Genomic DNA, 23250 nt, shown 5'->3' with positions numbered 1-23250 from the left:
TGACGGGGAGAGGGGGCCGCGAACTTTGGTGGTCGCCTCCTCCGTCATCCCAAAAACGGCTTCGCCTTCATCGTCGCCGGCACCGGCACGCCGAGGCGCTTCAGCACCGTCGGCGCGAGCTGCAGCTGGTCGAGCAACGTGTCGGCTTGCGGCCCTTTGCCGGGCCCGAAATAGTACAGCGCGAAATCCTGCATCTCGTCGTCATGGCCGCCATGATGACCGCGATCCGTCTGGCCATGATCGGCGGTGACGATCACCTCATAGCCGGCGGCTCGCCAGCCAGGCAGGAAGGCGGCGAGCATGGCGTCCATTGCGTAGACGGCATGGTCCATCTCGTGGCAGTCATGGCCGAAGCGATGGCCCATCGAGTCCAGCGTGCAGCTGTGCAGGATGCCATAGTTGATGCCCTGGCGCCTGGTCAGCATGGTCAGCGTCGCGAACAGGTCGACGTCGCTCGGCGTCATCTGGTTCTTGAGGTTGTAGCCGGTCATGGTGTGGAAGCGTCCATGGGTGATCGGCCCGCCCGGTTCGTCGAACTCCATGTCCTCGACCAGATCGAACGGATAGGACCGGAAGAATTCGGACCAGTAGGAATGGGTGACCGCGCCGGTCTTGCCGCCGGCCCTGCTGATCTCGGAGAAGATGTCCGGCTGCTTGACCCGGAACCGGTTCTCGTTGGACAGGATGCCGTGCACCTGCGGCGACACCCCGGTGTGAATCGAGGCATAGCAGCAGGCCGAGGTCGATGGCAGCACCGAGCGCATCTTCCACACGCGCGCCTCGCCCGACTGCACCCAGCCTTCGAGATTGCCCATCAGCCGGCGCCAGTTCCGATAAGGCACGCCATCAAGGATTATGAGCAGAAGTTTGGTCTCGAGCGCCACGGGCTGCTCCATGCGATGTGTTAGTTGAAATCAAAACGCCGCGGGTCTCTGGGACACGCGGCGCGTTGCTCGTGAAACAGTGTTTTCCGGATTTCGCCCCTAGTTGCCGGCGCTCGCCATGCGCCGTCCCTTGATCGCCTTTTCCAGCCAACCGATCTCCATTTCGGGAACCGATGACAGCAACAGGTCGGTGTAGGCGTCGAAGGGTGGCGTCAGCACCTTACTCTTCGGCCCATAGCGGACCACTTCGCCGCGATACATCACCGCGATCGAATCGGCGATCGACTTCACCGTGGCTAGGTCGTGGGTGATGAACAGATAGGCGACGCTCTCCTCCTTCTGCAGTTCGAGCAGCAGCTTCAGGATGCCGTTGGCCACCAGCGGGTCGAGCGCCGAGGTCACCTCGTCGCAGATGATCAGCTTCGGCTTGGCGGCGAGCGAGCGGGCAATGCAGACGCGCTGCTTCTGGCCGCCGGAAAGCTCGGCCGGGTAGCGGTCGCTGAAACCTTTGCCCATCTCGATCTTGTCGAGCAGTTCGGCGACGCGCTTGTCGCGCTCGCGGCCGCGTATGCCGAAGTAGAATTCCAGCGGTCGGCCGATGATGGTGCCGACGGTCTGGCGCGGGTTCATCGCCACGTCAGCCATCTGGTAGATCATCTGCAGCTGGCGCAGATCCTCCTTTGGCCGGTCGGCGAGCTTGTTGGCAAGCGGCCGGCCGTCGAAGGTGACGGTGCCGTCCTCGGGCGGCAAAAGCCCGGTGATGGCGCGCGCCAGCGTCGACTTGCCGGACCCCGACTCGCCGACGACAGCCAGCGTCTGGCCGGGATAGATGTCGACCGAGACGTTCTTCAATACCTTGATGTGGCTGCGGCCATAGGCGGCGGTGACGTTCTTGACCGACAGGAACGGTGTTGTGCCGGGCTTCTGCTCATGGTGCTCGATCTCGTGCACCGAGACCAGCGCATTGGTGTATTCCTGGCGCGGTTCCTTGATGATCTGGCGGGTGCCGCCCCATTCGACCAGCCTGCCGTGGCGCAGCACCATGATCTCGTCCGACACTTGCGCAACCACGGCAAGATCGTGGGTGATGTACAAAGCCGCCACATGGGTGTCACGGATAGCGTCCTTGATCGCCGCCAGCACATCGATCTGCGTCGTCACGTCGAGCGCCGTGGTCGGCTCGTCGAAGACGATCAGGTCCGGCTCCGAACACAGTGCCATCGCCGTCATCACGCGCTGCAACTGACCGCCCGACACCTGGTGCGGAAAGCGTTCGCCGATGGTTTCGGGGTTGGGCAGGCTGAGCTTCTTGAACAGCGCGACGGCGCGCTTTTCGGCCTCGGCGCGCGTCGCCGTGCCATGCAGCAGGGTCGCTTCCACCACCTGGTCCATCAGCCGGTGCGCCGGGTTGAAGGCCGCGGCCGCCGACTGTGCGACATAGCAGACTTCGCGGCCGCGCAGCTTGCGGAACCCTTCCTTGCCGCCCTTGAGGATGTCGCGGCCGTTGAGGATGACCTCGCCGCCAGTGATGCGCACGCCGCCGCGGCCATAGCCCATCGACGACAGGCCGATGGTCGACTTGCCGGCACCGGACTCGCCGATCAGGCCGAGCACCTTGCCCTTTTCCAGCGTCAGCGAGACGTCGTGGACAAGCACGATGTTCTTCGGCGCCTCGCCCGGCGGATAGACCGTGGCCTCGATGCGCAAATTGCGGATATCGAGCAGCAGGCCGGATTTCGCTTTGCTGTCAGCCATCACCCGCGCCCTCCCTTCAGGCTTGTCGTGCGGTTGAGCACCCAGTCGGCGACGAGGTTGACCGAGATCGCCAGTGCTGCGATCGCCGCGGCGGGAATAAGCGCCGCCGCAATGCCGAAGACGATGCCGTCCTTGTTTTCCTTCACCATGCCACCCCAGTCGGCATCCGGCGGCTGCACGCCAAGGCCGAGGAAGGACAGCGTCGACAGGAAGAGCACCGCATAGATGAAGCGCAGGCCGAGTTCGGAGACCAACGGCGACAGCGCATTGGGCAGGATCTCGCGGAAAATGATCCAGGCCTCACCTTCGCCGCGCAGCTTCGCCGCTTCGACATAGTCCATGACGTTGATGTCGACGGCGACGGCTCGCGACAGGCGATAGACGCGGGTCGAATCGAGAATGCCCATGACCAGGATCAGCGTCACCAGATTGGTGGGCAGCACGGAGAGCACGACCAGAGCCATGATCAGCGTCGGGATCGACATCAGCAGGTCGACGAGGCGCGACAGCAGCGTGTCGAACCAGCCGCCGAAAACCGCTGCCGAAAAACCGAGGATAGCGCCGAGCGAGAAGGACAGGGCGGTGGCGAGCACCGCGATGAACAGCGTAATGCGAGCGCCATAGATCATGCGCGACAACAGATCGCGGCCGAGATTGTCGGTGCCCAGCCAATGCGCCGCCGACATCGGCTCCCAGACGTCGCCGACGATCTCGCCATTGCCGTGCGGTGCGATCAAGGGTGCGAAGATCGCCGCCAGCACGAACAGCGTCGTCAGCACGATGCCGATCAGCGCCGGGATGGGGATGCGTTTGATATCGAGCATACCCGCTCCCTTACTTCGGATGTCTGAGACGCGGATTGGCGACGATCGCCGCTATGTCCGCAATGATGTTCAGGCTGATGTAGACGGCGGCGAAGATCAGGCCGACCGCCTGCACGACAGGTACGTCGCGCTTGGTGACGTGGTCGACGAGATACTGCCCCATGCCGGGGTAGACGAAGATCACTTCGACCACGACGACGCCGACGATCAGGTAGGCGAGGTTGAGCATGACGACGTTGATGATCGGGGCGATGGCATTGGGGAAGGCATGTCTGCGAATGACATTGAAGGCCGACAGGCCCTTTAACTCCGCCGTCTCGACATAGGCCGACTGCATGACGTTGAGGATTGCGGCGCGCGTCATGCGCATCATGTGGGCGAGCACCACCAGCGTCAGCGCGGTGGCCGGCAGCGCGATCGCCTGCATGCGCTCGCCGAACGGCATGCCGTCATAGACGGTGGAGATGCCTGGGAATATCTGCCATTTCACGGCGAAGAAATAGACCAGCACATAGCCGATGAAGAATTCGGGAAACGAGGTCGAGGCGAGCGCCAGTCCGGAGATCAGCTTGTCGACCCAGCCATTGCGGTAACGCACCGCGATCAGGCCGAGGATGATCGCCAGCGGCACGGCGACGACCGCCGCCCAGAAGGCGAGGAACAGCGTGTTCCACAGCCGCCCCTTGATCGACGTTGCGATATCCTGGCCGCTCGACATCGCCGTGCCGAGGTCGCCGGTGACGACGCCGCCCAGCCAATGGAAATATCTGACATAGGCAGGGTCGTTCAGCCCGAGCTGCTCGCGCAGATTGGCGAGAGACTCCGGCGTTGCCGATTGTCCGAGGATGGCTTGCGCAACGTCGCCGGGCAGGATCTGGGTGCCGGCGAAGATCAGGACCGAAATGGCCAACAGCAGGACGACGCCCAGCGCAACGCGCTGGGCCACCAGTTTCACAATGGGTGAGGACATCTCGACAAGGCCGGGCTCAGGCTTCGAGCCAGCACTTCGCCAGAGCGTAGCCGTTCATCAGCTCCTGATGCGGATCGTCGACCCAGCCGGCGAGCTTGGCGCCGGTTGCGTCGATGAACTGGTTGAACATCGGCAGGATCAGGCCGCCTTCGTCGCGCACCATGACGGCCATGTCGTGGTACATCTGCTTGCGCTTGGCCTCGTCGAGCTCGGCGCGCGCCGCCAGCACCATCTTGTCGAAATCCGGACGCTTGAAACGCGTGTCGTTCCAGTCGGCTGATGACAGATAGGCGGTCGAGTACATCTGGTCCTGGGTCGAACGGCCACCCCAGTAGGAGGCGCAGAAGGGCTGCTTGTTCCAGACCTCGTTCCAGTAGCCATCGCCGGGCTCGCGCTTGAGCTCGATCTTGATGCCGGCCTTGGCCGCGCTCTGCTGGTAGAGCTGCGCCGCATCGACGGCGCCCGGGAAGGCAACGTCCGAGGTCCTGAGCAGCACGGTGCCGTCGTGACCCGACTTCTTGTAGTGGAACTTGGCCTTGTCGGGATCGTACTTGCGCTGCTCGATGTCGGTGAACAGCGGATAGGACGCGTTTATCGGGAAGTCGTTGCCGAGCGAGCCATAACCTCTAAGGATCTTGTCGAGCATCTCCTCGCGATCGATCGCCAGCTTCAGCGCGGTGCGCAGGTCGTTGTTGTCGAACGGCGCCGTGTCGCAATGCATGATGAACACGTAGTGGCCGGGACCGGCATGGTTGCGGATGGTGACGCCGGGCAGACGCTTGATCAGGTCGACGATCTTCGGCTCGACGCGGTTGATCATGTTGACCTGGCCGCCCTGCAGGGCGGACGTGCGCGCCGTCGCGTCGTTGATGACGATGACTTCGACCTGGTCGGCATGGCCCATCTTGTCGCCCTGCCAGTAGTTGGCGAAGCGCTCGGCGCCATGACGCACGCCGGGCTCGTTGGTCTTGACCACGTATGGGCCGGCCGAGATGCCGGCATCGGGCTTGTCCTTGCCGCCGTTGGGCTGGACGATCAGGTGGTAGTCGCTGAGCAGGTAGGGAAGGTCGGCATTGGCCTCCTTCAGCGTCAGCACCACTTCCTTGCCGCTGGCCTTGATGCTCTCGATGCCCTTCATGTAGCCAAGCGCGCCGGACTTCGACTTCTCGTCGGAATGGCGCTCGAGCGTGGCGGCCACGTCCTCAGCGGTTACCGTCTTGCCGTTGTGGAATTCGACGCCGTCGCGGATCTTCAGCGTCCAGACCTTGGCGTCGTCCGACGAACCGATCTCCTCGGCAATGCGGTTCTCGAGCTTGCCCTCGGGCGAGAGCTCGACGATCATTTCGCCCCAGCACTTGCCGAAGGCGAACGGCACCTGCGTCATCATCAGCGCCGGGTCGAGGCTGTTGGTGGATTCACCGCCGACGAGGCCGGCCTTCAGCGTGCCGCCCTTGACCGGGCCGGCGGCGCGCGCCGCGCTCGAAAGCAGTGAGTTGGCGAAGGTCGCGGTGATGCCGAGAGCGGCGGCGCGGCCGAGAAAATCACGACGGCTGAGTTTGCCGGACGCAACGCGGCGGCTTAGATATTCCAGTTCATTGGACATGATGAGTTCCTCACTCTGTTGGTTCGACCTGAATGGTCGTTTTCTCGTTTCTTGTGAGGAGAATAATGACCGCAAGGGAAAGCAGTAAGCAAGACCGAATGCGACATGCCGTGGCGTAAATCGTACGTCGCAATTGGACCAATCGGGTGAGCACTCACAGCAGGGCGCGAGGGATTTTCTCCTCGAAGTTGCGCTCGAAAACCAGTTTTTCGCCTTCATAGGCTTCGATTCTGGCGCTAACCGTGAAGCTTTGGGCGTCGGACCGCATCTCCGCCGATGTTTCGGTGCGCACCGACCATCCATTTCGCGACAAGGTCTGTGTCCAGTGGGTCTTTCCAGACGCCGACAGCGGATCGTCGGGATGGATCGCCCATGTCTCCCTGGCGATGCTGCCACTGGCGAGGCCGTGCTGGAGATCGCGCACCTCGCCGAAATCGTCCGTTATGGACAGCGTGACCATGCCGGTCTTCTCGTCATGGTCGACATTGCGTTCGGAATTGGCGGGCCGGGCCGACTCTGTCGCCCAGGGCGTGGCCCCTTCCGGAGCGGCGAACGTGATCTCGGCGCCTTGCGCCAGAGGGCGTAGCGGCAGCGTCAGCGTCGCGGCCTTGAGCTCGAGCCGGACCGGTTCGGGCGACGGCCAGATCATCGGCCAATAGGCGTTCGACACGGCAATGCGCAAACGGTGGCCGGCCGGCACGCGGTAGGCGCATTGGTCGAGCACGACCCTGGCGGTGGCGGGCTCGCCCGGCACCAGCGGCTCGGGGAATTCATGCGAGTTGCGGTGCGTCAGGTTGAGCACGCCGTAGGAGATCAGCTCCGAGGCGCCGTCGGGATGCACATCGCATAGCCGCACGGCGATGTTCGCCTGAGGCCGATCCGACGAGACCCAGACCAGCACCTCCGGCGCGCCGACGATATCGATCGCTTCGCTGAGCGGCGGCCGGTCGAAACAGACCGACAGCGCATCGTCCGGACGCTGGTCGCCGGGCAGTTCCGGGCCGAAGGTGAAAGGAAAATACTCGCCGCCGGCAAGGCCGCAGGTTTGCGGCGAGGCGATGATGACCGGCCTGTCGCCCTCGGCGATGAGTTCGATTGTATGTGCCTTGATGTCCGGCGAGGGCCAATTCTGCTCGGCGATCCAGCGTCCGGGGCGCTCGGGATGCCAGCGCGCCGGGCGCACGCTGTCCATGACATAGGCGCGATAGGCGGGATCGGCATCGAGGCCGGTGTCGAGGCCCTTCAGCCAGCGGTCCCACCAGCGCAACGCCTCCTGCAGGAAGCCGATGGCGGGCTGGGGTGCCGCGTAGTGGGGGTATTTGTGGATCCACGGGCCGACGATGCCTTTGACCGGCGCCTCGATGTTGCCGACGAGGTGGGAAATCGTGTTGCGATAGCCGTCATGCCAGCCGCCGATCGACAGCACCGCGGCATGGATGGCGGAATAGTCTTCGCAGATCGAGCCGCGTTTCCAATAGGCGTCGCGGTGCTGGTGTTTCAACCATAGGGGCGCCAGGAATGGTTGGTTCTCCAGCCGGGTCAGCCACAGATCGCGCCAGCGGTTGTCGCCGGCGATCAGCGGATCCGGCGGCCGCGACGAATACGACAGCATGGTCGAGGCCCAGCCGAAATTCTCGATCAGCAGGCAGCCGCCCTTGTAGTGGATGTCGTCGGCATAGCGGTCGACGGTCGAGCACAGGCTGATCACCGCCTTCAGCGCCGGCGGCTGCATCGCCGCCACCTGCAGGCAGTTGAAGCCGCCCCAGGAAATGCCCATCATGCCGACCTTGCCGTTGCACCAGGGCTGGGAGGCCGCCCAGGCGATGACGTCGCAGGCGTCCTGCAATTCCTGTTCGGAATATTCGTCGTCCATCAGCCCTTCGGAATCGCCGTTGCCGCGCATGTCGACGCGGATCGAGGCGTAGCCGTGGCCGGCGAAATAGGGATGCGTCAGCTGATCGCGAAAGATGGTGCCGTCGCGCTTGCGGTAGGGCAAATGCTCGAGGATTGCCGGCACCGGGTCGTCGCCGGCATCTGCCGGCATCCACACCCGCGCCGACAGCCGGCAGCCGTCCGGCGTGACGATGCCCATATCAGGGAATTCGACGACCTTGCGGGGGAATTCGGTGACGGTTTTCATGCGAGGACTCCAGGAACGCCAGATGATGGAGCCCGCTGGGTCGCGTCGTGGGCCAGCCAACGAATTCGGCTGGTCAATCCGCGTCAGTTCAGCGGAATGTCGTTTTCGGCCTTGCTCGCCTGATAGGCGCCGGACAAGTCGTCGTAACGGGCGGAAATCCTGCCTATCCGTCCTTCCAAGCGCGACCGTTCGGCCTCGGGCAGCGACCGCACCAGCCTGCGGATCGAGAAGCTCTTCCAATAAGCGTTCTCTGCATTGTAGCCGCCGGGATCGAGGGTGAAAACCTCCTTCAGTATCTTCAAATCGTGCGGAATGGCGAAGCTGTCGCGCGAATCCTCGTGGCTGAACAGATAGTAGAAATTATCGAAGCCGGTCCAGGTGATCGCCGACAGGCAGAGCGAGCAGGGCTCGTGCGTGGCGAGGAAGATGGCATCGTTCGTGTCGACGCGCTCGGCCCTGGGCATTTCGTAGAAGCGCTTCAGGCAGTGCACCTCGCCATGCCAGAGCGGGTTTTCGATCTCATTGTTGGTTTCGGCCAGCACCAGCGAGCGGTCGTCCTTGCGCAGGATCGCGGCGCCGAACAGCTTGTTGCCATGGGCCACACCGTCGGCCGTCTTCGGCACGATGTCGTGCTCGATGACGTCGAGCAGGCGGTCGATCAGCGAAATGTCGGTCATTATTGCTTTCCGTCGGGAAGATGAATTTCGTAAGGGTGCGAGAAGTGGCACTCTTCGAGGTTGGAGCCGTCGCCGCCACGATCGACGATGACAAAGTCCTGGACCTCGCCGATCGGCGTCAGCACGCCGTGCCAGAGGTTGCGCGGATAGTTGATGCCTTGCCCGGGCACGGTGATGAAGGCGTGCGGTTCGCCGGGACCATCCTTGCCGTCATGGCAGACAACGACCAGAAAAGGGCGCGGCGACAGCGGGATGAAAGCCTGACTGCCGAACGGATGGCGCTCGACCATGGTCAGCTTCAGCGGCAATTCGTAAGGCGTGCCGCGCACCATGGAGATCAGCACACACGCATTCGGCCCCCGTGCTTCGGCGGTGGCGAGGTCGTGGTAGCGCTCGGCCTTGCCGCCATTGATCGGGTAGTGGTTGTCGCCACCCATGTCGATGACGTCGCCGAATTCGGCGAAGCTTTCGCGGGTCAGCGGTTTAGCGACGATGCGGGTCACCGCGCGCGGCCTCCGACACCCACGCCGCCGAGCTTGGCGTGCCGGTTGACGTCCTTGTAGAGCAAATAGCGGAACTTGCCGGGACCACCGGCATAACAGGCCTGCGGGCAGAAGGCGCGCAGCCACATATAATCGCCGGCCTCGACCTCGACCCAGTCCTGGTTGAGGCGATAGACCGCCTTGCCTTCGAGCACATAGAGGCCGTGCTCCATGACATGGGTCTCGGCGAAGGGGATGACCGCGCCCGGCTCCAGCGTGACGATGGTGACATGCATGTCGTGGCGCATGTCGGCGGGGTCGACGAAGCGCGTCGTTGCCCAGCGGCCGTCGGTGCCGGGCATCGGGCTCGGCGCGACTTGCTGCTCGTTGGTGAAGAAGGCTTCCGGCACGTCGAGACCCTCGACCGCTTCATAGGCCTTGCGGACCCAGTGGAAGCGAACAGCCGCACCACTTTCGTTGCGGACCGTCCAGCCGCTCCCCGGCGGCAGGAAGGCAAAGCCGCCCGGCTTCAGCACATATGTGTTGCCGGCAAGCGAAACGCTGAGCTCGCCCTCGACCACGAACAGCACGCCCTCGGCGGCAGCATCCGGTTCCGGCCGGTCGCTGCCGCCACCCGGCTCGACCTCGACGATGTATTGCGAAAACGTCTCGGCAAAGCCCGACAGCGGCCGCGCGATGATCCAGGCCCTGGTCTTGTCCCAGAACGGCAGGGCGCTGGTGACGATGTCCTGCATCACGCCCTTGGGGATGACGGCATAGGCCTCGGTGAAGACGGCGCGGCCGGTTAATAGCTCGCTCTGGCCGGGATGGCCGCCATGCGGCGCATAGTAGGTTCGCTCGGGCGTTTTGATCATATCCATGTGGTCCTAACCCTTAGAGCAATTCCAGGAAAGTGTGTGACGGCTTTCCGCCCGAAATTGCGTAAAAACAAACACTTAGAGTGGCAGCATGTCTCTCAGCCGAAGCAGCGCGATGCGCTCGACCTGTTTGCAGGCGGTGTCGAATTCGGCGCCGCGGCTGTTGCCGATGCGCGCCTCGAATTCCGCCAGGATTTCTTCCTTGGTCTTGCCCTTCACGGCGATGATGAAGGGGAAGCCGAATGTGGTGACGTAGGCAGCGTTGAGCTTGGAGAACAGCTCGCGCTCCTTGTCGGTCAGCGCGTCGAGCCCGGCCGAGGCCTGCTCTTTCGTTGACTCAGCCGTCAACCGTTTGGCCTTTGCCAGCTTGCCGGCGAGGTCGGGGTGGGCGTTGAGCACGGAGAGTCGCTCGGCCTCTGTTGCGGCGCGAAAGACGCGGCAGAGCGCGTTGTGCATGCCGCCGGCGCTGTCATGCGCCGGGCCGAGTTCCAGCCCATAGGCGCGCTCGGCGATCCATGGCGAATGTTCGAAGACGCCGCCGAAGGCATGTACGAAAGCCTCGAATTCCATTTTCGACGGGCGCAGCGAGGGCTGCCGGAACGGATGGTTTTCGTGCCAGTGCCTGGCGATGTCGATGCGCCGCGCCAGCCACACTCTGTCATGCGACTTGACGTAGTCGACGAGGCGCTTCAGCGCCGCGACGCGGCCGGGACGGCCGACGAGGCGGCAGTGCAGGCCGATGCTCATCATGCGCGGCCGCCCGTCCTTGCCCTCGGCATAGAGCGTGTCGAAACTGTCCTTCAGATAGGCAAAGAACTGGTCGCCGGAGTTGAAGCCTTGCGGCGTGGCGAAGCGCATGTCGTTGGCGTCGAGCGTATAGGGGATTACGAGCTGCGGTTTTTCGGCACCGTCGCGCTCGAACCAGTAGGGCAATTCGTCGTCATAGGTGTCGGAGACGTAGTCGAAGCCGCCCTCCTCGGCCACCAGCCGCACGGTGTTGACCGAGGTGCGGCCGGTGTACCAGCCGGTCGGGCGCGCGCCGGTCACCTCGTAATGCAGCTTGATCGCCGCTTCGAGGTCACGGCGTTCGTCTTCGGCGGCATGGTCGCGGTAGTCGATCCATTTCAGCCCGTGCGATGCGATCTCCCAGCCGGCCTCCTGCATCGCCGCGACCTGGTCGGGCGAGCGCGCCAGCGCCGTGGCGACGCCGTAGCAGGTGACCGGCACCTGCGCTTCGGTAAACAGGCGATGGAGCCGCCAGAAGCCGGCGCGGGCGCCATATTCGTAAATCGATTCCATGTTCCAGTGGCGCTGGCCAACCCAGGGGGCAGCACCGACGATCTCGGACAGGAAGGCTTCCGAAGCCTTGTCGCCGTGCAGCACGCAGTTCTCACCGCCTTCTTCGTAGTTGACGACGAACTGCACCGCGACATGCGCGCCGCCCGGCCATTTCGGATCCGGCGGATTGGCCCCGTAGCCGCGCATGTCCCGTTCGTAACGCATTGTCACTCCTGCCGGATGTCGAGATGAAGATATCGAAAGGAGTGCTTGCGCATTCCCCCGAAAATTTTTGAAAGAGCTTTTTGTCGCGCTCCGCTCGACCGGGACTTATGCATCGCCTTTAATGGGCGCACAATTCACCAGAAACGTTCGACTGTACCGGAATGGGAGACGGCCAGTGGCAGAAACGTCGAAAGCCGATGGCGGGCGTCTGACGACCCATGTCCTCGACACCGCGATCGGCAGGCCGGCCAAAGGCCTGTCGATCGAGCTTTACCGCATAGAGCGCCAGGCTCGCACGCATCTGAAGACGGTGGTCACCAATGATGACGGCCGCTGCGATTCGCCGCTGCTTGCCGGGGCCGATTTCCGCACCGGCGAGTACGAACTGGTTTTCGCGGCCGGCGACTATCTGCGCCGGCACGGCAAACTGCCCGAACCGGCCTTCTTAGACAGTGTGCCAATCCGCTTCGGCATGGCGGAGCCGGTGCACTATCATGTGCCTTTGCTGATCTCGCCCTACGGCTATTCGACCTATCGGGGGAGCTGAGGCATGGCCAAGCTCAAGACACGCAACGAAATCCGCTTCATCCTCAACGGCGAGGATATCGCGCTGACCACGGTAGCGCCCGAAGAAACCTTGCTCGATTGGCTGAGGCTCAACCGTTCGCTGCGCGGCACCAAGGAAGGCTGCGCCGAAGGCGATTGCGGCGCCTGCACCGTGCTGGTCGGCAGGCTGTCCGCCGGCAGGTTGGTCTATGAGAGCGTCAACGCCTGCATCCGTTTCCTTGGCTCGCTCGACGGCACCCATGTGGTGACGGTCGAACACCTGCGCGGCGACGGCGAAAAACTGCACCCCGTGCAGCAGGCAATGGTCGATTTCCACGGCTCGCAGTGCGGCTTCTGCACGCCGGGTTTCGTCATGTCGCTCTATGCGCTGTGGATGCGCTCGCCCGAGCCGTCCGACGCGGCGATCGAAAAGGCGCTGCAGGGCAATCTCTGCCGTTGCACAGGCTACGATGCGATCGTGCGCGCGGCGCGTGCCATCTCCAGCTACGGCAAGGCGGCGAAGGATCCGCTGGCGGCGGAGCGCAAGGCGATCACGGCGAAGCTCGCGGCGATGAAGGACGATTCGCGCGTCGAGATCGGTTCGGGCAAGCAGCGCCTGATCGTGCCGGCCAATGCCGATGATCTGGCCAGCGTGCTCGACAAGGAGCCGGGCGCGACAATCGTTGCCGGCTCGACCGATGTCGGCCTGTGGGTGACCAAGCACATGCGCGACATCTCGCCGGTGATCTTCATCGGCAATCTCGACGGTCTCTGCACCATTTCGGAAAACAAGGGCGTGATTTCGATCGGCGCCGGCGTCACCTACAGCGACGCGTTCTCGATATTGGCGAAGCGCATCCCGACGCTCGGGCCGCTGTTCGACCGCATCGGCGGCGAGCAGGTGCGCAACATGGGCACGATCGGCGGCAACATCGCCAACGGCTCGCCGATCGGCGACACGCCGCCGCCGCTGATCGCGCTTGGTGCACAGCTGACGCTGCGCCGTGGCAAAAAGCGGCGCACGATCCCGCTGGAAGATTTCTTCATCGCCTATGGCAAGCAGGACCGGCAGCCAGGCGAATTCGTCGAGGCCGTGCATGTGTCGGTGCCGGCCAAGGGCAAAAAATTTGCCGTCTACAAGATCACCAAGCGCCGTGACGAAGACATCACCGCCGCGCTTGGCGCGTTCTACCTGACCTTGGCCAAGGATGGCACTGTGGCCGATGTGCGGATCGCTTATGGCGGCATGGCGGCGACGCCGAAACGGGCCTTCGGCGTGGAGAAAGCGCTGCTCGGCAAGCCGTGGACGGAAGCGACGGTGGAGACGGCGATGGCCGAATATGCCAAGGATTTCACGCCGCTGACCGATATGCGGGCCTCGGCCGAATACCGGGCGCTAGCCGCGAAGAACCTGCTGCTGCGCTTCTTTGTCGAAACCACCGGAACCAAAGCGCCATTCCAGGTTTCACGGTACGAGGCGGCGTGATGACCAAGCACACCCCCAACCTCAAGGCGCAGAAGATTTCCGGCGGCGTTGCCACCGACCAGCGCCATGATTCCGCGCACAAGCATGTCAGCGGCACCGCCGTCTACATCGACGACATGCCTGAGCCGGCAGGCACGCTGCATGGCTGCCTCGGGCTTTGTACGGCCACGCATGCCACGATCACCAAAATGGACCTTTCGGCTGTGCGCGCCGCTCCCGGCGTCGTCGACGTGCTGACAGCAAAGGACGTGCCGGGCGAGAACGATATTTCACCGACCGGCCGCCATGACGAGCCGGTGCTCGCCGACGGCAAGGTGCAATTCTACGGCCAGCCGATCTTCTGCGTCATCGCCGAGACACGCGAACAGGCGCGCCGCGCCACAAGACTGGCCAAGGTCGAATACAAGGAACTGCCTTTCGTCACCGACATCGGCGACCTCGATCCACGCAAGGACAAACTGGTCACGCCGCCGCTGACTTTGAAGCGCGGCGATGCCGCCGCCGCGATCAAGGCAGCGCCGCGTCGGCTCAAGGGGCAGATGCGTGTCGGCGGACAGGAGCATTTCTATCTCGAAGGCCATATCGCCATGGCCGTTCCCGGCGAGGACGAGGACGTCACCATCTACTCCTCGACGCAGCATCCGAGCGAAGTCCAGCATATGGTCAGCCATGCACTCGGCGTGCCGAGCAACGCCATCACGGTGGAAATCCGCCGCATGGGCGGCGGCTTCGGCGGTAAGGAAACGCAAGGCAACCAGTTTGCGGCATTGGCCGCGATTGCCGCGAAGAAACACCATCGCGCAGTGAAAATCCGTCCCGATCGCGACGACGACATGATCGCCACCGGCAAGCGCCATGATTTCCTGGTCGACTACGAAGTCGGCTTCGACGACGACGGCAACATTTTGGGCGTCGACTTCATGTTCGCGGCGCGCTGCGGCTTCTCGTCGGACCTGTCGGGCCCGGTCACCGACCGCGCGCTGTTCCACTGCGACAACACCTATTTCTGGCCGGCGGTGCATGCGCAGTCGGCGCCGCTCTACACCAACACCGTGTCGAACACCGCCTTCCGTGGCTTCGGCGGCCCGCAAGGCATGGTGGGTGCGGAGCGCGTCATCGACGAGGTTGCCTTTGCCGTCGGCAAGGATCCGCTCGAGATCCGCAAACAGAACTTTTATGGCACCTCGGATCGCAACATCACGCCCTATCACCAGACGGTCGAGGACAACATCATCCACCGTATCGTCGCCGAACTGGAGGCGAGTTCGGACTATACGAGGCGCCGCCGCGTCATCGAGGCGTTCAACGCCAACAGCCGCTTCATCAAGCGCGGGCTGGCGCTGACGCCGGTCAAGTTCGGCATCTCGTTCACGGCCACGCACTACAACCAGGCCGGCGCGCTGGTGCATGTCTACACTGACGGTTCGGTGCATCTGAACCATGGCGGCACCGAAATGGGGCAAGGCCTCTATCTCAAGGTGGCGCAGGTGGTAGCGGAAGAGTTCCAGATCGACCTCGACCAGGTGAAGATCACCGCGACGACGACCGGCAAGGTGCCGAACACTTCGGCCACCGCCGCGTCGTCCGGCTCCGACCTGAACGGCATGGCGGCGCAGAACGGCGCCAGGCAGATCAAGGACCGGCTGACCGACTTCGCCGCGGAAAAATACCAGGTGCCGCGCGACCAGGTGGTCTTCCTGCCCAACCGGGTGCGCATCGGCAACCAGGAGATCGCCTTCGCCGATCTGGTCAAGCAGGCCTATATGGCGCGCATCCAGCTTTCGGCGGCGGGCTTCTACAAGACGCCTAAGATCCACTGGAACCGCGACAAAGGCCAAGGCCGCCCCTTCTATTACTTCGCCTATGGCGCGTCGTGCTCGGAAGTCTCGGTCGACACGCTGACCGGCGAATATGTGGTCGAGCGCACCGACATATTGCACGAGACCGGCCGCTCGCTGAACCGCGCCATCGACCTCGGGCAGATCGAGGGCGGCTTCATTCAGGGCATGGGCTGGCTGACGACCGAGGAATTGTGGTGGGACGGCAAGGGCCGGCTGCGCACGCATGCGCCGTCGACCTACAAGATCCCGCTCGCATCGGACCGGCCGAAGATCTTCAACGTGACGCTTGCCGACTGGCCGGAGGCGAGCGAACCGACCGTGCATCGCTCCAAGGCGGTCGGCGAGCCGCCCTTCCCGCTCGGCATGTCGGTGCTGCACGCGCTGTCGGATGCGGCGGCGAGCGTCGCCGACCACAAGGTCTGTCCACGCCTCGACGCGCCGGCGACGCCGGAGCGGGTGCTGATGGCGATCGAACGGCTGCGGGCCAAGACGAGGGTGTGAATCGGCCGAACCGTGCAAATCCGGCCGAAAACGCCTATATTTCCCAATCGGGAACGCGAAAATGAACTCGAAAGTGCAAAGCCTGAAAGCCTTTTTAGCCAGCGCCGGCCGGGTTGCCCTGGTCGAAGTGGCGGGCACAAAAGGCTCGACGCCGCGCGAGAAGGGCGCCTCCATGCTCGTCTCGCGCTTGGCGATCTTTGGCACGATCGGCGGTGGCCAGCTCGAATACATGGCGATCGACAAGGCACGGCAGATACTGGGGACACGGCCGTCGCCGCGGCCGGCTGAAGCCCGCATCGAGGTCGACGAGGTCTGCGCCACGCTCGACGTGCCGCTCGGGCCGGAAATCGGCCAGTGCTGCGGCGGCAGGGTCGAGGTGTCGATCCGCTTGCTCGACGCGGCCCTCGAGGCAGAACTCATCCGCAATGCGGAGGCCGAGGAGGCGCATCTGCCTCATGTCTATCTCTTCGGCGGCGGCCATGTCGGCCAGGCGCTGGCATCGGCGCTGGCGCCTTTGCCCATTCATGCCATCGTCGTCGAGACGCGCGCCGACGCACTGGAAGGCATGCCGGAAACGGTCGAGACGCGGCTGACGCCGATGCCCGAGGCGGTGGTGCGCGAAGCGCCGGCGGGATCGGCCTTCGCCATCCTCACGCACGACCATGCCCTCGATTTCCTGATCGTTGCCGAGGCGCTGAAGCGCGACGATGCCGCCTATGTCGGCATGATCGGCTCGAAGACCAAGAAAGCGACGTTCAAGAACTGGTTCCTGAAGTCGGCGGACGGCAGCGAGGCGGAATTCGCCCGCCTCATCTCGCCGATCGGCGGCGACGCGGTGAAGGACAAGCGACCGCCGGTGATCGCGGCGCTCGCCGCCGCCGAAATCATGACTGCGCTGGTTTCGCATGCCGCCTCGGCGTCCGCTTCAAGCCATTCCGAGGTAGCCATGGCTGGCTGATGCCAACCGGCTCCAAGCGGCCTATTCCTTTTCCTGCGTGTGCGCTTCCAGGAACCACAGCAATTTGTCGAGCGAGCGCGAATAGGCGGTGAAGATATCGGCGGTGTCGGCGTCGCCCGCATCCGCTGCCTCGTCGATCGCTGCACGGGTCAGCTTGGCAGCCGCCGCATAGCGGTCGATCAGGGCGGCCAGATGATCCTTGGTCTTGTGGATGTCAGTCGGATAGGGCTTCAGCTTGGTAGCCCTCGCCACCTCCTGCGATGTGCCATGCGCGGTGCCACCGAGCTGCGCGGCACGCTCGGCGATGATGTCGACATGGCCGTCGATCTCCTCGCGGAACGTGTCCAGCATCTCATGGATAGCGATGAATTGCGGCCCCTTGACGTTCCAGTGCGCCTGCTTGGTGATCAGCGCCAGGTCGATGGCGTCGGCGAGGCGGGCGTTGAGCAGATCGATCGACTCTTTCCTGGCGTCGGATTTCAGATCGTTTTTGGTGACGATGGCGTCCATGACTGGGCTCCTGTGGGGGGTAGAGTCCGTGTTTGCGGAAAGGCTGGGCGAATGATCTCGAATGGCGGCGGTCGCAGGCTGGGATTGCCATCGCGCGGCCGCCAGAGCCCAAAACGGCATTGGGTGGCTTTCGTTCCGCGGAAGCCGACGGTACCGAGAAAGTCGGGGGTAGGTATGATCCCCGCTCACAGCTGCTCCTCACTTTCTTCGTTTCACAAATGGCCAGGGACAGTGTTTCCTGCGCGCCTTTCAACATGGCGGACTTCATATGGACATATTGAGAATCGCGGCCTTTTCGGACGGCGACACCGGCGGCAATCCGGCGGGCGTGGTGATAGGCGATGCCTTGCCGGATGCCACCACAATGCAGCGCGTCGCGGCCGAGGTTGGATTTTCGGAAACCGCCTTTGCCGCACCCGAGGGTGACGGCTGGCGGGTTCGTTATTTTTCGCCCGAAACCGAGGTTCCCTTTTGCGGCCATGCCACGATCGCGCTCGGCGCAGGCCTCGTCCGGCAATTCGCGGACGGGATTTTTGCACTGATCCTGAACCAGGCCAGAATCTCCGTCGAAGGGTTTCGCGACGGCACCAACATCGCCGCCGCGCTGCAGTCCCCGCCGACGCGCAGCAAGCCGGCTCGGCCCGAGCTTATCGCCGAGACGCTGGTGCTGTTCGGCTATTCGGCTGAGGATCTCGACCCGGCCATTCCGCCGGCATTGATCCATGGCGGCGCCGACCATCTCGTGCTGGCACTGAAGTCGCGCCAAGCGCTGGCTGCCATGGCCTATGATCTGAAGACGGGGCAGGCGCTGATGCGGCGCGAGGGCCTGGTGACGATCCTGCTCGCCTATGCCGGGACGCCGCGCCTCTTCCATACCCGCAATCCGTTCGCGTCCGGTGGTGTCTACGAGGACCCGGCGACGGGGGCCTCGACTGCCGCCTTTGCCGGCTATCTGCGCGACCTCGGCTGGCCGCATGGTGGCGCCATCGATTTCGTCCAGGGCGAGGACATGGGCATGCGCTCGCGCCTCCATGCCGATATCCCGCCAACGCCGGGCAGCTCGATCAGAGTCTCCGGAACCGCCCGGATGATGGAGGGCTGAGGCGTTTCACACCGGCCGTTTGAGGCCGAGCTGCTCGCGCAGAGTGCGGCCTTCGTAATCCTTGCGGAACAGGCCGCGCCGCTGCAGTTCAGGTACGACGAGCGTGGCAAACGCATCGAGCTCGCCGGGGAACCAGGATGGCATAACGTTGAAGCCGTCTGCGGCGCCGCCTTCGAAGCGCGCCTGCAATTCATCGGCAATCTGCGCCGGCGTGCCGACGACGCGCCAGTGGCCGCGCGCGCCGGCGAAGTGGCGGGCAAGCTGTCGGATGGAAAGATTGTCGCGGCGCGACTGCTCGATGACCAGGGCCTGCCGGCTCTTCATGCCTTCGCTGGGCGGAAGTTCCGGCAGCGGTCCGTCGATCGGGTAGCGCCAGAGGTCGGAGATGCTGAGATAGCTGGAGAGCAGCGCGACGCCGACATCGTCGGGGATCAGCTCCTGCAGTTCCTCGTATTTCTCGCGGGCTTCCGATTCCGTCTCGGCCACGACCGGTGCCACGCCGGGCATGATCTTGACGTCGCCGGGCTCGCGTCCGTAGGTCGCAAGCCGCCCCTTGAGGTCGGTGTAAAAGGCTTTTGCTTCCTCGAATGTCTGGGCCGCGCTGAACACGACATCGGCGGTCCTGGCGGCAAGATCCTTGCCGTCCTCCGATGCTCCCGCCTGGACCATCACCGGCGCTCCCTGCGGCGAGCGCGGCAGATCGAGCGGGTCCTTGATCGAGAAGCTCTGGCCGTCATGGTTGAGGGCTTCCGCACCCCCCCAGAGGCGAGCGACCACGGCGGCGAATTCACGTGCCCGCTCGTAGCGGTCGGCGTGCGGGCGAAGGCCGGTCGAGCCGAAATTGGCGGCCTCGATGTGGTTCGCCGAGGTGACCAGATTCCAGCCGGCGCGGCCACCGCTCAGCTGGTCGAGCGAGGCAAAGGTCCGCGCCAAGCCAAAGGGCTCGTTGTAGCTGGTCGACGCCGTCGAGACGAGGCCGATGCGCTCGGTCTGAACGGCGATCGCCGCAAGCAGGCTGATCGGCTCGAAGCCGATCGAGCGCGAGGTCTGGCTGGCGATGCCGACATTGGCCTCGCGCAGGCCGGCGGCATCCTCGCAGAAGATCATGTCGAGCTTGGCCGCCTCGGCCGTGTGCGCGAGCCTTATGTAGTGGTCGATGTCGATTCCCGCAGTGACATGCGCCTTGGGATGGCGCCAGGCGGCGATGTGGTGCCCCGTCGCCCACAGGAAGAGACCGAGCTTCATCTGTCTTTTGCGCACGGTCATGGCCTGTTGCCTCCGCCAAGTCCGAGACGCGCGCGCAGCGTCGTGCCGGTGTAGTCGGGCCGCGGCAGGCCGCGACGGCGCAGTTCCGGCAGGACGCGATCTACGAAATCTTCGAGCGCTGAAGGCTCTGCCGGCAAAACCAGGTTGAAGCCGTCGCAACCTTCCGGGCCGAACCACGCTTCGAGCCTGTCGGCAGCGAGTTCGGGTCCCACAGCGATCGTCAGCAGCACCTTCACCGCGTCCGGGCTGCGGCCATTGGCAAGAGCACGGCGCTTCAAATCATTGCAAGCGGCCTTTGCGTCCTGCGACGCCCGTTCCTCAATTAGGATGACATCGGCCATACGGGCTGCGAAATCGAGACCGGTTTCCACCAGCCCGGACACCACCAGCACCGGCGTGTCCTGCGGCGAGCGGGCAATGTTCAGCGGCCCGCGCACCGAGAAGAACTCGCCCTTGTGGTCGAGCAGGTGCATCTTTTCCGGATCGTGGAAGCGGCCACCGACCTTGTCGAACAGCAGAGCATCCGTATCCCAGCCCTTCCACAAGCCCTGCACGATGCCGATGAACTCTTCCGCACGGCGGCGAAAATCATCGTTGGAAATGCCTTCCGGCCGGCTGAAATTGGCCGCCTCGCGCGGATCCTGGATTATGGTCGCGTTCCAGCCGGTCCGCCCATGGCTGATGATGTCGAGGGAAGCAAAACGGCGCGCCAGATTGTAAGGCTGATGGGCAAGCGTTGAAGCGCCCGCAACGAGCCCGATCCTTTCGGTCACTGTCGCCAGTGCCGCCAGAAGCGTGGTCGCCTCGAACGGGCTGCTCGCTTGCTGGCCGCCAGCCGCGGAGTCGGAAATGACGACCATATCCAGCCCGGCCGCTTCCGCCTTCCGCACGAAGGCGGCGATGCGACTGAAATCCAGTTCGGCGGCCTGTCCCGCAGCGGAAGCAATATTGAACGAAACAGCGAGATGCATGACGCGAACCTAAGTTCGCCTCCGTGTAAGGCAAGCCCGTCGAGTGGGCCACGAGGCCACCACTTGCCGGCCAGCCCTTATTTGCCAGCAAGTAGATCCTTGATCAGCCGCTGGCAGCGCTCGGCCATGAAGTCGAGCAGCAGCCGCACCTTCGGGTCCTGCAGCTTCTTGTGCGGGTAGACGGCGGCGAACTGAACCGGCGTCGGCGGCGTGTCGGCAAGGATCACCTTCAGCCGCCGGTCGCGGATGAACGGCTCGACTTCGAAGCGTGGCTTGTTGATGATGCCGCGCCCCGACAGCGCCCAGCCGGTCAGCACATCGCCGTCGTCGGTGTCATAGGGGCCGTGCACCTCGAATTTTTGCTGGCCGGTCGGCGTCTGCAGCGTCCACACATATTCGCGCGCGCCGGAATAGCGCAGCATCAGGCAGTCGTGCTTCTTGCCGATCAGCTCCTGCGGCTCGGCCGGTTCGCCGCGCGCCTCCAGATATTTCGGCGCCGCCACCAGCACGCGCTCGCATTCCATGATGCCGCGCATGCGGAGGCTGGAATCCTCGATGATGCCTAGGCGGAAGGCGACGTCGATGCCTTCCTTCATGATATCGACATTGTGGTCGGAGAGGCGAAGCCGCACCTCGATATCGGGATATTTGTCGTGAAAATCGGGAATGCCCGACGCCACCAGCCGGCGGCCGAGGCCAAGCGGCGCCGTCACCCTTATGGTGCCGCGCGGTTGGCCGGAGAGCGCCGAGACGGCGGCTTCCGCCTCGGTGATCGCTTCCAGCACCTGTTTGGCGCCGGTGTAGAACACAGTGCCATGCTCGGTCGGCATCAACTGTCGGGTCGTGCGGTTGAACAGGCGGACGCCGAGGTGCTTCTCCAGTTCCTTGATGCGGTTGGAGGCGACCGCCGGCGAAATGCGCATGTCGCGGCCCGCCGCCGACAGATTGCCGAGTTCGACGACGCGGACGAAAACGGCGATGTTGTCGAGATAGGCCATGCGGGTTCGTGGCTCTCAAGCGGCTGCGTATAACCAACCTAGTATTTTCCATTTTTTTTTGAAAGTCATCGCGCACCTCGCCTCTTTCCGTTTGCGCCCGACACCGTAAAGTCAGCCGATCGGCAGGGACGACTTCAATGATGGATTTCGCGATTTTCTGGGACTGGCTGAGTTTTGCCGTGCGCTGGCTGCATGTCATCACCGGCATCGCCTGGATTGGCTCGTCCTTCTATTTCGTCGCGCTCGATCTTGGGCTGCGCCAGCGCCCCGGCCTGCCCGCCGGCGCCTTCGGCGAGGAATGGCAGGTGCATGGCGGCGGCTTCTACCACATCCAGAAATATCTGGTGGCGCCGGCCGAAATGCCGGAGCACCTGACCTGGTTCAAATGGGAGTCCTACGCCACCTGGCTGTCGGGCTTCGCCATGCTGTGCGTGGTCTACTATGCCGGCGCCGATCTGTTCCTGATCGATCCGAACGTGCTGCCGATGTCGGTGCCGGTCGGCATCCTGCTGTCGCTGGCGACCATCGGCGTCGGCTGGGTGGTCTATGATCTTCTCTGCCGCTCGCCGCTCGGCAAAAGCGACACCGGCCTGATGCTGGTTCTCTATGGCGTGCTGGTGTTCATCGCCTGGGGGCTCACGCATCTGTTCACGGGCCGCGCGGCGTTCCTGCATCTCGGCGCCATCACCGCGACGATCATGTCGGCCAATGTCTTCATGGTCATCATTCCGAACCAGAAGATCGTCGTCGCCGACCTGATCGCCGGCCGCAAGCCCGACCCGAAATACGGCAAGATCGCCAAGCAGCGCTCGCTGCACAACAATTACCTGACGCTGCCCGTCCTGTTCCTGATGCTGTCGAACCACTATCCGCTGGCCTTTGCTACCCAGTTCAACTGGGTCATCGCCTCGCTGGTGTTCATCATCGGCGTGCTGATCCGGCACTATTTCAACAGCGTCCATGCGCGCAAGGGCAACCCGACCTGGACCTGGCTCGGCGCCGCCGTGCTGTTCGTCATCATCATCTGGCTGTCGACGGCGCCCAAGGTGCTGACCGGTGAGCCGAAGGCTTCCGCCGCGGCGGAAGTCTACATCGCCTCGGCGCATTTCCCGGCCGTGCGCGACACCGTGCTTGGCCGCTGCTCGATGTGCCACACGCAGGAGCCGGTCTATGAGGGCATCTACCACGCGCCGAAGGGCGTGATGCTGGATACCGACGCCAGCATCGCCGAGCATGCCCGCGAGATCTACCTGCAGGCCGGCCGCAGCCATGCCATGCCGCCTGCAAATGTCACCCAGATCAGCGACAAGGAGCGGGCGCTGCTGGTCGCCTGGTTCGAAGGCGCAGGGAAATAA

The 23250-nt window shown here is 64.0% G+C and carries 20 protein-coding genes; 6 read left to right on the top strand and 14 right to left on the bottom strand.

Going from position 1 to position 23250, the window contains the following annotated elements; all coding sequences use genetic code 11:
• Positions 1 to 44 precede the first annotated feature (44 nt).
• The 10 genes from DH08_RS10645 to puuE form a co-directional block, all read right to left on the bottom strand.
• Complete coding sequence (locus tag DH08_RS10645) at positions 45 to 884, bottom strand: alkaline phosphatase family protein (protein WP_345892374.1); 840 nt, start codon at positions 882 to 884, stop codon at positions 45 to 47.
• Between the two features lie 99 nt (positions 885 to 983).
• A complete protein-coding gene (locus tag DH08_RS10640) occupies positions 984 to 2639 on the bottom strand; it encodes an ABC transporter ATP-binding protein (protein ID WP_192179268.1) in 1656 nt (551 codons plus the stop codon).
• The gene (locus DH08_RS10635; protein ID WP_192179267.1) at positions 2639 to 3463 is read right to left on the bottom strand and encodes an ABC transporter permease; all 825 of its coding nucleotides are present in this window, start codon (positions 3461 to 3463) and stop codon (positions 2639 to 2641) included. Before DH08_RS10635 ends, DH08_RS10640 begins: the two co-directional genes overlap by 1 nt.
• A gap of 10 nt (positions 3464 to 3473) precedes the next feature.
• Complete coding sequence (locus DH08_RS10630) at positions 3474 to 4433, bottom strand: ABC transporter permease (RefSeq protein ID WP_192179266.1); 960 nt, start codon at positions 4431 to 4433, stop codon at positions 3474 to 3476.
• 16 nt (positions 4434 to 4449) lie between these two features.
• Positions 4450 to 6036, bottom strand: coding sequence for an ABC transporter substrate-binding protein (locus DH08_RS10625; protein WP_192179265.1), 1587 nt, complete (start codon positions 6034 to 6036; stop codon positions 4450 to 4452).
• Positions 6037 to 6190: 154 nt separating this feature from the next.
• Complete coding sequence (locus tag DH08_RS10620; protein WP_192179264.1) at positions 6191 to 8176, bottom strand: CocE/NonD family hydrolase; 1986 nt, start codon at positions 8174 to 8176, stop codon at positions 6191 to 6193.
• An 83-nt stretch (positions 8177 to 8259) separates the two neighbouring features.
• Positions 8260 to 8853, bottom strand: a complete 594-nt coding sequence (locus DH08_RS10615; RefSeq protein ID WP_192179263.1) for a nucleoside deaminase — start codon at positions 8851 to 8853, stop codon at positions 8260 to 8262.
• Positions 8853 to 9356 carry an ureidoglycolate lyase gene (locus tag DH08_RS10610; protein ID WP_192179262.1) on the bottom strand — a complete coding sequence of 168 codons (504 nt, stop codon included), beginning with the start codon at positions 9354 to 9356 and terminating at the stop codon, positions 8853 to 8855. Before DH08_RS10610 ends, DH08_RS10615 begins: the two co-directional genes overlap by 1 nt.
• Entirely contained in the window at positions 9353 to 10216 is an 864-nt protein-coding gene (locus DH08_RS10605; RefSeq protein WP_192179261.1) for a bifunctional allantoicase/(S)-ureidoglycine aminohydrolase, read from the bottom strand. The genes DH08_RS10610 and DH08_RS10605 overlap by 4 nt, the downstream gene beginning before the upstream one ends.
• A 75-nt stretch (positions 10217 to 10291) precedes the next feature.
• The gene (gene puuE, locus DH08_RS10600) at positions 10292 to 11716 is read right to left on the bottom strand and encodes an allantoinase PuuE (protein WP_192179260.1); all 1425 of its coding nucleotides are present in this window, start codon (positions 11714 to 11716) and stop codon (positions 10292 to 10294) included.
• A gap of 175 nt (positions 11717 to 11891) precedes the next feature.
• Here puuE and uraH point away from each other — a divergent pair, with 175 nt between their 5' ends.
• From uraH to xdhC, 4 genes are all read left to right on the top strand, one after another.
• A complete protein-coding gene (gene uraH, locus DH08_RS10595) occupies positions 11892 to 12263 on the top strand; it encodes a hydroxyisourate hydrolase (protein WP_192179259.1) in 372 nt (123 codons plus the stop codon).
• Positions 12264 to 12266: 3 nt separating this feature from the next.
• Positions 12267 to 13748 (top strand): xanthine dehydrogenase small subunit, encoded by a 1482-nt coding sequence (xdhA, locus tag DH08_RS10590; RefSeq protein WP_192179258.1) that lies wholly within the window; start codon positions 12267 to 12269, stop codon positions 13746 to 13748.
• Complete coding sequence (gene xdhB, locus DH08_RS10585; protein WP_192179257.1) at positions 13748 to 16090, top strand: xanthine dehydrogenase molybdopterin binding subunit; 2343 nt, start codon at positions 13748 to 13750, stop codon at positions 16088 to 16090. Before xdhA ends, xdhB begins: the two co-directional genes overlap by 1 nt.
• A gap of 61 nt (positions 16091 to 16151) precedes the next feature.
• Entirely contained in the window at positions 16152 to 17048 is an 897-nt protein-coding gene (xdhC, locus tag DH08_RS10580) for a xanthine dehydrogenase accessory protein XdhC (RefSeq protein WP_192179256.1), read from the top strand.
• A gap of 21 nt (positions 17049 to 17069) precedes the next feature.
• Here xdhC and dps read toward each other — a convergent pair whose 3' ends face one another.
• Positions 17070 to 17558 (bottom strand): DNA starvation/stationary phase protection protein Dps, encoded by a 489-nt coding sequence (gene dps, locus DH08_RS10575; protein WP_192179255.1) that lies wholly within the window; start codon positions 17556 to 17558, stop codon positions 17070 to 17072.
• Between the two features lie 268 nt (positions 17559 to 17826).
• Between dps and DH08_RS10570 the strand changes: the two genes are divergently transcribed.
• Positions 17827 to 18660: a PhzF family phenazine biosynthesis protein gene (locus tag DH08_RS10570; RefSeq protein WP_192179254.1), complete on the top strand. Its 834-nt coding sequence runs from the start codon at positions 17827 to 17829 to the stop codon at positions 18658 to 18660.
• 6 nt (positions 18661 to 18666) lie between these two features.
• On the opposite strand, the gene DH08_RS10565 is transcribed toward DH08_RS10570, so the two are convergent.
• The 3 genes from DH08_RS10565 to DH08_RS10555 all read right to left on the bottom strand — a co-directional run bounded on the left by DH08_RS10565 (position 18667) and on the right by DH08_RS10555 (position 21895).
• Positions 18667 to 19926, bottom strand: a complete 1260-nt coding sequence (locus DH08_RS10565; protein ID WP_192179253.1) for an LLM class flavin-dependent oxidoreductase — start codon at positions 19924 to 19926, stop codon at positions 18667 to 18669.
• Positions 19923 to 20897, bottom strand: a complete 975-nt coding sequence (locus DH08_RS10560; protein ID WP_192179252.1) for an LLM class flavin-dependent oxidoreductase — start codon at positions 20895 to 20897, stop codon at positions 19923 to 19925. Before DH08_RS10560 ends, DH08_RS10565 begins: the two co-directional genes overlap by 4 nt.
• Positions 20898 to 20974: 77 nt before the next feature.
• The gene (locus DH08_RS10555; protein ID WP_192179251.1) at positions 20975 to 21895 is read right to left on the bottom strand and encodes a LysR family transcriptional regulator; all 921 of its coding nucleotides are present in this window, start codon (positions 21893 to 21895) and stop codon (positions 20975 to 20977) included.
• Between the two features lie 137 nt (positions 21896 to 22032).
• Here DH08_RS10555 and DH08_RS10550 point away from each other — a divergent pair, with 137 nt between their 5' ends.
• On the top strand, positions 22033 to 23250 hold the full coding sequence (locus DH08_RS10550; RefSeq protein ID WP_192179250.1) for a urate hydroxylase PuuD: 1218 nt from the start codon (positions 22033 to 22035) through the stop codon (positions 23248 to 23250).

Source organism: Mesorhizobium amorphae, from assembly GCF_014843845.1.
Classification (GTDB): Bacteria; Pseudomonadota; Alphaproteobacteria; order Rhizobiales; family Rhizobiaceae; genus Mesorhizobium; species Mesorhizobium amorphae_A.
This window is presented reverse-complemented; position numbering and strand designations above follow the sequence as displayed.